Origin of the sequence: Methylorubrum pseudosasae, assembly GCF_029504475.1 — a bacterium.
Lineage (GTDB): Bacteria > Pseudomonadota > Alphaproteobacteria > Rhizobiales > Beijerinckiaceae > Methylobacterium > Methylobacterium extorquens.
The window spans coordinates 2,965,631-2,978,220 of sequence record NZ_JAQGDU010000002.1; the positions used below are offsets into that span (position 1 = coordinate 2,965,631).

Genomic DNA, 12,590 nt, shown 5'->3' on the forward strand with positions numbered 1-12,590 from the left:
GCTCGGCGGAGCGGAAGCCTCAGCTCCAGGCGTGGAGCGGCGGGTTCACCCCGTTGAGGGCGTGGTTGCCGATGATCGCGTATTTCCACCGCACGGGATCGTGAAGCGTGTGGGTGCGGGCGTTGCGCCAGTGGCGGTCGAGGTTGTGCTCGGCCAGGGTCGAGCGGGTGCCGGAGAGTTCGAACAGGGTGTTGGCGGCGGCGAGCGCGGTCTCGGTGGTCAGCACCTTGGCCTCGGCGACCGCGATCTGGGCCGCGGCCACGCTCTCGGCCGTCGGGTTTGCCAGCGCGGCGTCGATGGCCAGTCCCGCCCGGTCGAGCAGGGCTTCCGCCGCGTGCTGGCGGATCGTCAAGTCGCCGATGGTGCGGATGGTGTAGGGGTCGTCGGAGGCCCGCTCCCCGCCGCTGTCGATCCAGGGGCGTGCCTTCTCGCGCACGAAGGCGATCGTGTCGTCGAGCGCCTCGCGGCCGATCCCGGCATCGACGGCGGCCTGGATGATCTGGAAGATGGCGCCATCCGCCCGCGGCGCCTCGTAGGCGCGGTAGCCCGGCACGAGGTGGCTCTTTTCCACCCGCACATCCTCGATGATGACGGTGCCGCTCGCCGTGCCCCGCTGGCCGAAGGCCGACCAGTCGTCGATCACGGTGAGCCCCGGCGCATCGCGCTCGGCGATGGCGTACCAGGCGCGGCCCTCCGCATCGAGGGCGACGATCGGCACGAGATGGGCGAGGAGCGCGCCCGAAGAATAGAACTTCTGGCCGCGCACGATGACGTGGTCGCCGTGATCGGTGAAGCGGGTCTCGAACTCGGCGGCGCGCTTGGTGCCGCGCTCCGAGAACGCGTTGCCGAAACGGGTGCCCTTCAGGACTTGCCCGAAGAGAAGCGCCTGCTGCTCGGGGTCCGAGACGGTGCGGATTGCCGCGACGATGCCGAGATGGTTCTGTGCGATCTGCGCGATGGACGGGTCGGCGGCGGCGATGATCGCGATCACCTGCGCCAGCGTCTTGTAGGAGACCTCCGGCCCGCCATAGGCCCGCGGCACGTTGATCGACCACAGGCCGCTTTGTGAGAAGGCGTCGAGCTCGGCGAGCGGGCGCGCGTTGGTGCGGTCGCGCTCCGAGGCGCCCTCGCGGAATTCTTTCGCCAGTTCGTGGGCGATGCGGATCGCCTCGGCGTCGTCGCGGATGACATGGGCCGGGGTCGCGGGGCGCGCGGGCCCCGGCACGCCCTGCGGCCGGCTGCCGGCCTCGGCCGTGGTGGGATTGACGGCGATGGTCATGGAGCGGTCTCCGAAGCGAGAGGGGATCGGAAGGGATCGATCCCACCCTCCCCCCTCATCCTGAGGTGGCGGCGCGAAGCGGCGCCCTCGAAGGATCCTCCAGGGATCGCGCGGGATCTGGAGGATCCTTCGAGGCTGCTGCGCAGCACCTCAGGATGAGGATGGGGGTGGTACGAGCGTAAGGGTCAGGCCGCCTCGGCCCGGCGCTCGCGGGCGGCTTCCAGCGCGCGGACCCGCGGGATCACGTGCTCGCCGAAATACTGCACCTCCTCCTGGAAGTGCAGGAAGGCGAGCAGGGCGAGATCCACGCCGGCATCCTTGAGGGCGAGGATGCGCTCGGCGATCTGGTCGGGCGTGCCGATCAGGTTGGTCTTGAAGCCGTCGTTGTACTGGACGAGATCCTCGAAGGTCGATTTCGCCCAGTTGCCCTCGCCCTCGGGCGAGGCCGCGCCGGCGTTCTTCACCTCGTGGCCGAAGGCCTTCACCGCGTCCGGATCGGCATTCTCGATGATCTCCTGAAGGACGGCGCGGGCCTCCTCCTCCGTCTCGCGGGCGATGACGAAGGCGTTGACGCCGACCTTCACGGAATGGCCGTTCGCCTGCGCCTTGGTGCGCAGATCCTCGACCTGCGCCCGCACACCCTCCGGGGTGTTGCCGTTGGTGAAATACCAATCGGAGACGCGGGCGGCCATGTCGCGGGCGGCGCGCGAGGAGCCGCCCTGGAAGATCTCCGGCAGGTTCGGCCCCGGCTTCGGCTTCAAGGTGTAGTTCGTGTAGCGGTAGAAATCGCCGCGGAAGCTGAAGGCGTCCTGCGTCCAGATCCCGCGCAAGGACCGGATGAACTCCTCCGAGCGACGGTAGCGCTCGTCGTGGTCGAGCCAGGGCTCGCCGATCGCCCGGAACTCGCCCGAGAACCAGCCCGAGACGATGTTGACCGCGATCCGTCCTTCCGTGAGCTGGGAGATCGTGGCGATCTGCTTGGCCGCGAGCGTCGGGTTCCAGGGGCCGGGCAGGATCGCGGCGATCACCGTCAGCCGGGTCGTGGCGGCGGCCAGTGCGTGGCTGAAGGCGACCGATTCGTGCTGGTACTCGGCGCCGTAGCCGGCGGTGAAGCGGATCTGAGTCAGGGCGTAGTCAAAGCCCGCCGCCTCCGCGATCTGCGCGAGCTTGCGGTTATAGTCCGCGTCCCAGCTCGTGCGCTGCGCGATCTTGCTGATGACGAGGCCGCCCGAGACATTGGGCACCCAGTAGGCGAAGCGGATCGGCTCGGACGCGGAGGACGGGTTCGGAACGGACATGGTGGCGCGGCGCTCGCTCTGAGAAGCGTTGTTCTGAAACATTTCGAGATGATGATGGTTTTATCTGAGTCATCATCGCGTTGAGTCCAATCATCGTCTCGGAACAACCTGTCGTCAAAGGAATGATCGAGCGTTTTTTCAGCTCACCGCGAAAGCTCGTTCTTCGTCGTACGGCATCCGGGCGAAGAACGTTTTCGTTGAATACGATCGGCCATCGAGGCCACTCTGAAACGAAAAGAGCCGCCCCGGTCGGGGCGGCTCTCGGTCGGTCGCGGATCGTGGCGGCGGGTCTTCAGTAGACGCCGCCGGCCTGGGCGGCGGCGCCCGCATCGGGCGGCACCGCGGCGGGGGCGGACGGGGCGACGTAGGAGTCCGGCGGGGCGGTGCCGGGCTTGAACGCCTCCAGGATGGTGCCGCCGCCCTCGCCCGAGCCGGCGCGGGTGCCGGAGGAGGCGTTGACGCGGATCAGCTTGATCCCCGCCGGGACGCGGAACGGGGTCGGCGGCTTGTCCTTGAGCGCCACCTTCAGGAAGTCGAGGACGATGGGGGCGGCGAGCCCGCCACCGGTCGCCCGGTCGCCGAGCGAACGCGGCTTGTCGAAGCCGAGATAGACGCCGACCGCGAGATCGGGGGAGAAGCCCACGAACCACGCATCCTTGGCGTCGTTCGTCGTGCCGGTCTTGCCCGCGAGCGGCTTGCCGATCTGCTTGAGCAGGGTCGCGGTGCCGCGCTGGACCACGCCCTCCATGATCGAGACCATCTGGTAGGCGGTGAGCGGGTCGAGCACCTGCTCGGACTGGTCCACGAGCTTGGGCTCGTCCTGGCCCGACCACTTCTCCGCGTCGCAGCCGACGCATTTGCGGTTGTCGTGGCGGTAGATCGTCTCGCCGGTCCGGTCCTGGATGCGGTCGATCAGCGTCGGGCGGATGCGGCGGCCCCCGTTGGCGAGCATCGAGTAGGCGGTGACCATGCGCATCACCGTGGTCTCGCCGGCGCCGAGCGACATCGGCAGCACGGGCAGCAGGTCGTCGTAGACGCCGAAGCGGCGGGAATACTCGGCGATCAGCGGCATGCCGATATCCTTGGCCAGCCGCACCGTCATCAGGTTCTTCGAGTGCTCGATGCCGTAGCGCAGAGTGTGCGGACCGCCGGACTTGCCGTCATAGTTCGAGGGCGACCACGCCTCCTGGCCGGGGCCGGCCTCGATGGTGATCGGCGCATCCTGCACCACCGAGGACGGGGTGTAGCCGTTGTCGAGCGCCGCCGAGTAGACGATCGGCTTGAACGAGGAGCCGGGCTGGCGCATCGCCTGCGTCGCGCGGTTGAACTCGGATTCCTCATACGAGAAGCCGCCGACCATGGCGTGGACGCGCCCCGTATAGGGGTCCATCGCGACGATGGCGCCCGACACCTCGGGCTTCTGGCGCAGGCGGTAGGTGCCCTTGGCCGGATCGATCGCCTCGACATAGACCACGTCGCCGGGCTTCACCGCGGCGGCGACGGCGCGGCCGGTCCACTTCACGCCCTCGGCAGTGATCGCGCCGGTCTCGCGCTCCTTCGAGAGGGAGCCGCCGGCCTCGCGCTTGGGCTGGAGCCCGATCTGCGCCACGCCGCCATTGGTGTTCAGCACCACGGCGAGCCGCCAGGGGGCGATGTCGCCGAGCGCGGGCATCTCGGCCACCGCCAGGCCCCAGTCGCGGCCGGTGAGATCGACCTTATGCTCGGCGCCGCGCCAGCCGCGGCCCTGATCGTAGCGCACGAGGCCGTCGATGAACGCCTTGCGCGCCCAGGCCTGCATCTTCGGGTCGAGGGTGGCGCGCACCGAGAGGCCGCCCTCGTAGAGCTTGCTCTGGCCGTAGCGCTCGGAGATTTCGCGGCGGACCTCCTCGGTGAAGTAGTTGGCGTTGGCCGCGTTCGGGAAGGCGACGCGCGGGTTGACGCCGAGCGGCTGCTTCTTGGCCTCGGTGCCCTCCTCGGCGGTGATGTAGCCGTTCTGGGCCATCAGGCCGATGATCTCGTTGCGCCGCGCCAGCGCCTGCTGCGTGCGCCGGTAGGGGTGGTAGTTGTTCGGCCCCTTCGGCAAGGCGGCGAGATAGGCCGCCTCGTTGATCGTCAGCTCGTGGACTGACTTGCCGAAGTAATCCAGGGCCGCCGCCGCGACGCCGTGCAGGTTGCGGCCGGGGACGATGGTGCCGAGGAAAATCTCGTTGAGGTAGAGTTCGAGGATCTTGTCCTTCGAATAGGCCGACTCGATCCGCAGCGCGATCAGCGCTTCCTTGATCTTGCGGTCATAGGTCTGCTCGGCCGAGAGCAGGAAGTTCTTGGCCACCTGCTGGGTGATGGTCGAGGCGCCCTGCTTCTTGCCGGACTGGGCGTTGGTGAGGATCGCGCGGACGATGCCCTCGGGGTCGATGCCGCCGTGCTTGTAGAAGTTCTTGTCCTCGGCCGAGAGGAAGGCGGCGACGACGATCTTCGGCATCGCCTGGATCGGCAGGTAGAGGCGGCGCTCGTGGGCGTATTCGGCCAGAAGCGAGCCGTCCGCCGCGTGGACGCGGGTCATCACCGGCGGCTCGTAATTGGCGAGCGCGGCGTGGTCCGGCAGGTCCTGGCTGTACTTCCAGTAGAAGAACGCGCCGACCGCGGCGGCGAGGCAGAACACCACCGCACCGGCCGAGAACAGGAAGGCGAAGAATCGCAGGATGAAACGCATCCGGGGTCCGTTCCGTCGCTCGTCCGCTGCGCGCCGATGAAGGCCAAGCGCGAGGGCCTGCCGCGGGCTCTGGTGAGGCCCCCGCGCGGCCGCGCCTCTTGTCAGGCGGACGGGGGGCTCGTCGAGCCCCGTATCGACACCGGCTCTATGGTGAAACTGGGGCGATGCAAGGGGACCGCTCGAAAGCGCTCCCCTTAAGCTTTCGTCGGCCTTAGTCGCCGGCGCCCGCCTCCGCGGGCTCAGGCTTTCGCTCCGCTCGACGCCTCGGCAAAGGCCGAGGCACGCTCCGCGCGGCGCTCTTCGCGCCGTGGAGCCGTGTCCGGCTCCTCAGGGGCGGAACGCGATCGCGCTTTTTCCGTTCTCGGCGGAGCGCGCTCCGATCGCCACCGGACGCGAGAGGGTGGCCCGGCCGGAGAAGAACAGGTCCACGGCCTTGGCCATCGAACCCGTCACCCGCATGCGCCATTCTTCCGATTGCAGCTTTTCGAGGTCGCTCTTGCTCGACAGGTAGCCGAGTTCGATCAGCACGGAGGGCACGTCGGGCGAGCGCAAAACCCTGAAGCCGGCCTCGCGGTGGGGCTTCGTGCTCATCTCCATCACCGGGGAGAGCTGGCCCATCAGCCGGCCGGCAAAGCCCGAGGAGAAGCCGCGGGTTTCGCGCAGGGTCAGTTCCTGGAGGATGTCCGCGATCTCCGCCGGGGCCTCGCCGGATTCGGTGCCGGCGGCGGCGTCGGCCCGGTTCTCGCGCTCGGCGAGCCGGGCGGATTCGCCATCGGTCGCCCGCTCCGAGCCGGTATAGATCGTGGCGCCCTTCACCTGGGGCGCGGCCGAGATCGAATCGGCGTGGATCGAGACGAACAGGTCGGCCTTGGCGTCGCGGGCGATGCGCACCCGCTCGGCCAGCGGCACGAACACGTCGCGGTCGCGGGTCATCAGCAGGCGGTAGCGGCCGGAGGCTTCCAGGCGCTCGGCAAAGGATTGGGCGAAGCCGAACACGATGTCCTTCTCGAACACCCCGGTGGCTGCGATGGCGCCGGGATCGGTGCCGCCGTGGCCGGCATCGATGACGATGAGCGGGCGCGTGTCGGCGGTCTCGCGCACGGGCGCGGCCTTGCCCGCGGCGGCCGGGCTCGGATCGCCCGCCACCGCCGCCTTGCGGAAGGTGTCGCGATCGACCTTGCGGAAGGGAATCGAAACGAGCACCGCGCCTTCGCGGGTCTTGACCGTCTCGATCGCCTCGACCACGGCGGGCCCGGTGAGATCGACCACGATGCGCGAGCGGCCCGGGGCGAACAAGCCGTAGCGGAACGAGGCGATGGCGCCGTCGCGCTTGCGGCCGCTCATCTTGGCCGGCTCCTGATCGAGCTGGAAGTTGACCTCGGGCAGATCGATCACCGCCCGGTCCGGCCGCTCCATCACGAAGGCGCGGGCCTCGATCGCCTTCGACAGGGTGAGGGTGAGCCGGGTCGTTCCGTCCCGGGTCGCGGTCTCGGCGGCGATCGCCACCGCCGCGCCGCCGGGCTGCGGGTTGCCGGGGCCGTCTTGAGCCGGCACGGGGCCGGCGGCCAGCACCAAGCCGCCCGCGAGCGCGAGGATGGCGATGGGGCGGACAAGTCCGGTGCGGGGCAGGCGGGTGCTGTGCGGCATCGGGCGGCCAAGGGTCCGGGGAAGCCTCCGATACGAGATACGGCCGAGATGGTTAACCGTTCCTCACTTCGCCCCCGCCGATCCCGTCACCGCTGTTGTGTGAGAGCGACACCGCCTGCGGCGTCCCATCTCTTGTCCCGCCTTCCCCCTTCAGGATGAGGGCGGTGGATGGGATGTCCTTGGCCGGCAGGTCAGGCGCGGCTGTCGGGAGCTTCTCGCTCGGCCGCCTCGCCGTCGGGCATCTCCCAGGCCCGCTGCCAGACGGCGTGGGCGTCCGAGCCCTCCGGGTGCGGGTTGGCGGTGGCCGGGTCGCCCCGGTAGCGGGCCTCACGCCCCTCCTTCGCCACCGCGGCGAGCGATTGATCCGGAAGCGACACCGCGAAGCCCTCCCCTGCTATCCCGACGGGATTTCTGCCATTCCAACGGGTTCGCCGGGTTCAAGCCCGCGGGGCGGCCTCCGGTTCACGGGAACGTGCGGACGATGGCGCGCTTGCCTGACGAAGTGCCGGGAGCCGTCATACGGAACCCTTGCAATTCTCCCGCGACACTCTGTAATGATATCGACCCCATTCCCGGGTTGGCGCTTCGGCGGCCCCCGGGCGCGCCCGGGGCATGTCGGCGCCCACCTCGCTCGAATCAGCAGCGTCAGTCGGCGCCTCCCGGCATCCGGGCGGGTGTCACGGCATTCGCGGCCTCCCGATCATTCCGGGTCGGTCGTGCCCATGAAATCTGTACGGGCCGCTTGCCGGCCCACCATCTTCGCGAGGCCGGATCAGGATGGGAGGACGCACAGCATCGGTTGCCGCTGCTCGTGCCGAAGGCGCGCGGTTTTCGCGTCGCCTCGCCCCTTCCGTCGCCCCGGCCCTGTTCAACCCCCACCGCGCCGATGCCCGGCGCGTCAAGGCGGTTGACGGCAATCCCCTCCCCGCATCCACCGCGACCTCGGCGACGAGGCCGGCACGCGCCCATCTCCTTCCGGCCCGCAGGCCGGGGGCGGCGCCGCCGGGACCAAGCGGCGCGAGCGTGAGGAGAACGACGTCGGCCGCCATGTCGAAAGCACGTCATGGCCAACAACAAGATGCTCATCGATGCGATGCATCCGGAGGAGACCCGGGTCGTCACAGTCCAAGGCTCGCGGGTCGAGGAATTTGATTTCGAGGCAGCCAACCGCCGGCCTCTGAGGGGCAACATCTATCTCGCCAAGGTCACCCGCGTGGAGCCCTCGCTCCAGGCGGCCTTCGTCGAGTACGGCGGCAACCGCCACGGCTTCCTCGCCTTCAACGAGATCCACCCCGACTACTACCAGATCCCGATGGCCGACCGCCTCGCCCTGATCGAGGCCGAGGCGCGCGAGGAAGAGGAGCACCGCGAGCGCGAGGAGCGCCGTCCGCCGCGGGGCCGCCGCTCGCGCGGGCGCCGGGCCGAGGCCCGCGGTTCGCGCCCCGACGACACGGTGAAGTCGCAAGAGGCAGCGTCCGACGCAGGCTCCGAGGACGCTGCGATCCCCGGTGAGGGCCAGGCCGCCGACGCGCCCGCGCCGGAGGCGATCGAGGCGGTGCGCTCCGCTCTCGTCGAAGGGCGGAGCGAAGAACGGAACGACGAGCGGAGCGAGGGCGACGCGGCGTCCGCACCGGTCGAGGCCGGCGGCGATGCTTCCGCGAGCCTGCCCGAGGCGGCGCTGGAGCCCGGCACCCCCGCCGGTGAGGCGCCGGCTGACGAAGCCGCCGCGGTCGAGCCCTCCGACATCGCCGCGATCTCCGAGGCGCCGAACCCGCCCGTCGAGGCCGCGGAATCGTCCGAGGCTGCTCCCGCCGAGGCCGATTCCGCCGAGGCAGAGACGGTCGAGCCGCAGCCCGTCGCCGCCAGCGCGCCCGTCTCCCAGGCCGAGATCGAGGAAGCCGATGCGGATTCCGACGAGGACGCCGAGACCGACGATTCGGACGACGAGGACTCGGAGGATGACGAGTCCGACGACGAGGATGAGGACGACGATTCCGAAGACGACGATTCGGACGACGAGGACGACGACGAGGAGTCCGAGGACGGCGAGCCGCGCGTCGCGCAGGTCGGCGGCTCGGGCGATGCGCTCGCCGAGCTCCCCGAGCGTCCGCGCGCCTATCGCCGCCACTACAAGATCCAGGAGGTGATCAAGCGCCGCCAGATCATCCTCGTCCAGGTCGTCAAGGAAGAGCGCGGCACCAAGGGCGCGGCGCTCACCACCTACCTGTCGCTGGCCGGCCGCTACTCGGTGCTGATGCCGAACACCGGACGGGGCGGCGGCATCTCGCGCAAGATCACCTCGGCCGCCGACCGCAAGCGCCTCAAGGAAGTGGTCGCCGACCTCGACGTGCCGGATGGGATGGGGATCATCCTGCGCACGGCCGGCGCCTCGCGCACCAAGCCTGAGATCAAGCGCGACTTCGAGTACCTGATGCGCCTTTGGGAGAGCGTGCGCGAGCTGACGCTGTCCTCGACCGCCCCGGCGCTCGTCTACGAGGAGGGCTCGTTGATCAAGCGGGCGATCCGCGACCTCTACAACAAGGATCTCGACGAGGTTCTGGTCTCCGGCGAGGACGCCTACCGCGAGGCCAAGGACTTCATGCGGATGCTGATGCCCGGCCAGTCCAAGGTCGTGAAGCCCTACCGCGATCCGACGCCGATCTTCGCCCGCTACGGCGTCGAGCAGCAGCTCGACGCGATGTTCTCGACCCACGTCGCCCTGCGCTCCGGCGGCTACCTCGTCATCAACCCGACCGAGGCGCTGGTCTCGATCGACGTGAACTCCGGCCGCGCGACCCGCGAGCACGACATCGAGGACACCGCGCTCAAGACGAACCTTGAGGCGGCCGAAGAGGTCGCCCGGCAGGTGCGCCTGCGCGATCTCGCCGGCCTCGTCGTGATCGACTTCATCGACATGGAGGAGAAGCGCAACAAACCGGGCGGTGGAGAAGCGCCTGAACGAGGCGCTCAAGAATGACCGGGCGCGCATCCAGGTCGGGCGGATCTCGCCCTTCGGCCTGCTTGAGATGAGCCGCCAGCGCATCCGCACCGGCGTGCTCGAATCCTCCTCGATCCCCTGCGCCCATTGCGGCGGCTCGGGCTTCGTGCGGGCGACCTCCTCGGTGGCGCTGCACATCCTGCGCTCGATCGAGGAGGTGCTGCTCAAGTCGGCGAGCCACAACGTCGTGCTGCGCACCCGCACCGAGACGGCGCTCTACATCCTCAACCAGAAGCGGGCGCATCTCTTCGATCTCGAGCAGCGCTTCTCGGTCACGATCACCATTTCCGCCGACGATCGGCTCGTGGCGACCTCCGCCTTCCAGCTCGAACGCGGTGAGCCGGCGGTGAAGCACGAGGGCCCGGTGACGGGCGTGCGCGCCGTGGCGATCTCGCCGGTCTACGAGGCCGAGGAGTTCGAGGACGAGGCGGTCGAGAGCCAGGAGACCGAAGAGGTCGAGACCGAGGTCGAAGCAGAGGCCGAGGGCGCGTCCGAGGAGCGCCCCGCCGCCGATGCGTCCGAGGAGGGCGGTGGCCGTCGCCGCCGTCGCCGTCGCCGTCGCGGTGGTCGCACCTCCGGTGAGGGCGAGGCCCGCGCGCGGGACGAGGACGGGACCGACAGCGAGGACGGGGCCGAGGACGGCACGGAGGACGGCGACGATGCGCCCGATTCCGAGCCGGAGGCCGTCGAGGCGGCTCTCGGTGCCGCGTCCGAGCCGGACGAGACCGCATCGGACGCCGACGCCAACGGCGAGGACGCCAACGGACGCCGCCGTCGCCGCGGACGCCGGGGCGGTCGCGGCCGCGGCCGGACCGAGCGCAACGGCCGTTCGGATTCCGAGCAGGATTCCGATGCGGACGAGGCAGGCACGGTGCGGGCCGCGGAGGATTCCGAGGCGCATCCCGAGGAGACCGCCTCCGATACCCTGCCGGTGGGCCCCGAGGAGCCGTTCAACGATGCCGATGTGAGCACCGTCTCGCTCGCCGCCGAGAACGGCGCCGCGGCCGAGCCGCCGCCGGTCGTCCCCGCGCCGGAGCTCGAGCCGATCCAGGTCGAGTCCTTCGCCGAGGCCGCGACCGAAGCGGCAGCGCCCAGCCCGGCCAACGCCGAGCCCGCGCCGGAGCCCGTCGCGGTGGTGCTGACCCCGCCGGACCCGAACCGTCCCAAGCGGGCCGGCTGGTGGTCGCGCACCAAGGCGGCGCTGTCGGGGGAGTGAGGCGCGGCGCGGGATCGCGGATCCCGCGCACGGCTTCTTATGCGTCCTGATGCTTGCGAAGCGGGGTCCGGCTCAGCCGGGCCCCGCTTTGCGTATCAGGGGGTATGATCCGGCGCGTTCCACGGGCCTTCCGACGGATAGGTCTGCGGTGCGCAGGCGTTCGGGAGGGCCGGATGCTGCACGAGTCCGGAGCCGGCGGCTCAGCCCAGCCAACCCTTCAGCCGCGACACCGCCTCGGCGCATTCGGCGTTCGAGCCGGCGAAGGAGAAGCGGATGTGGTGGCCGCCCTCCTCCGGGTCGAAGTCGAGGCCCGGCGTCGCGGCGACGCCCGCCTCCTCCAGCATCCGCCGGCAGAAGGCGCTGGCGTCGTCGGTGTGCCGGGCGATGTCCGCGTAGAGATAGAAGGCCCCGTCCACGGGGTGGATGTCGCTGAAGCCGAGCGACGGCAGCGCGTCGAGGAGCAGGGCGCGGTTGGCCGCGTAGCCCTCGCGGACCGCGACGATCTCGTCGAGGGTGTCGAAGGCGGCGAGCGCCGCGATCTGCGAGAGATAGGGCGCGGAGATGTAGAGGTTCTGCGCCAGCCGCTCGATTCCGCGGACCAGCGCCTCGGGCACCACCATCCAGCCCACCCGCCAGCCGGTCATGCAGTAGAATTTCGAGAAGGAGTTGATGACCAGCGCGTTCGCATCGAATTGCAGCGCGGTCGCCGTCGGCACGCCGTAGCTGAGGCCGTGATAGATCTCGTCGGAGATGAAGGGCAGCGAGAGCGCCCGCGCCGTGGCGCAGAGTTCGGCAAGCCGGGTCGGCTCGATCACCGTGCCCGAGGGGTTGGCCGGGCTCATCACCAGCAGGCCGGAGAGCGGCTGCGCCGCATGGACCGCGCGCACCAGCGCGGGGGTCGGGGCGTAGCGGTCTTCCGCGCGCAGGGTCAGCGGCTGCGGGATCAGGTCGAGGGCGCGCAGGATGCCGTCATAGGCCGGGTAGCCGGGGCGCGGCACGCCGATCCGGGCGCCCGCATCGAACAGGGCGAGGAAGGCCAGCACGAAACCCGCCGAGGAGCCCGTCGTCACCACCACCCGCTCCGGCGAGAGGCTGACGCTGTAGGTCTCGGCGTAGTGCCGGGCGATGCGCTCGCGCAGGCGCGGAAGCCCGAGCGCTTCGGTGTAGGGGATGCGCCCGTCGGCGAGCGCTCCTTGCGCCGCCGCGATCACCGCGCGGGGCCGCCGGGGCCGAGGGCTGGCCGACCTCCATGTGCACGACGCCCTCCCCGCGCCGCTCCCGGGCGCCGGCGGCAGCCATCACGTCCATCGCCAGGAAGGGCGCCACGGCCTGGGCGCGGCGCGAGAGGGCGGGATCGGGGCTCAAAGGCGAGGCTCCTCACGGGAGAGGCGGGACCCCGGTCAGGTAGACCCTGCCGGCGCCCCGCTCAACCGCGGGAGGCG

At 70.3% G+C, this 12,590-nt stretch carries 5 protein-coding genes and 2 pseudogenes; 1 reads left to right on the top strand and 6 read right to left on the bottom strand.

Annotated elements, in window-relative coordinates; genetic code table 11:
• Positions 1–19: 19 nt before the first annotated feature.
• The 5 genes from M2437_RS14885 to M2437_RS14905 form a co-directional block, all read right to left on the bottom strand.
• A complete protein-coding gene (locus M2437_RS14885; RefSeq protein WP_253387891.1) occupies positions 20–1,279 on the bottom strand; it encodes an SfnB family sulfur acquisition oxidoreductase in 1,260 nt (419 codons plus the stop codon).
• Positions 1,280–1,464: 185 nt separating this feature from the next.
• Positions 1,465–2,577 carry a dimethylsulfone monooxygenase SfnG gene (gene sfnG, locus M2437_RS14890; RefSeq protein WP_253387892.1) on the bottom strand — a complete coding sequence of 371 codons (1,113 nt, stop codon included), beginning with the start codon at positions 2,575–2,577 and terminating at the stop codon, positions 1,465–1,467.
• A 292-nt stretch (positions 2,578–2,869) separates the two neighbouring features.
• Complete coding sequence (locus tag M2437_RS14895) at positions 2,870–5,287, bottom strand: penicillin-binding protein 1A (RefSeq protein ID WP_003603464.1); 2,418 nt, start codon at positions 5,285–5,287, stop codon at positions 2,870–2,872.
• A 327-nt stretch (positions 5,288–5,614) separates the two neighbouring features.
• Positions 5,615–6,934: an N-acetylmuramoyl-L-alanine amidase gene (locus M2437_RS14900; RefSeq protein WP_253387893.1), complete on the bottom strand. Its 1,320-nt coding sequence runs from the start codon at positions 6,932–6,934 to the stop codon at positions 5,615–5,617.
• Between the two features lie 191 nt (positions 6,935–7,125).
• Complete coding sequence (locus tag M2437_RS14905; protein WP_003607569.1) at positions 7,126–7,311, bottom strand: hypothetical protein; 186 nt, start codon at positions 7,309–7,311, stop codon at positions 7,126–7,128.
• A gap of 686 nt (positions 7,312–7,997) precedes the next feature.
• Between M2437_RS14905 and M2437_RS14910 the strand changes: the two are divergent.
• Positions 7,998–11,148 (top strand): annotated as a pseudogene (locus tag M2437_RS14910) (Rne/Rng family ribonuclease).
• A gap of 200 nt (positions 11,149–11,348) precedes the next feature.
• On the opposite strand, the pseudogene M2437_RS14915 reads toward M2437_RS14910, so the two are convergent.
• A pseudogene (locus M2437_RS14915) lies at positions 11,349–12,513 on the bottom strand (pyridoxal phosphate-dependent aminotransferase).
• Between the last annotated feature and the right edge of the window lie 77 nt (positions 12,514–12,590).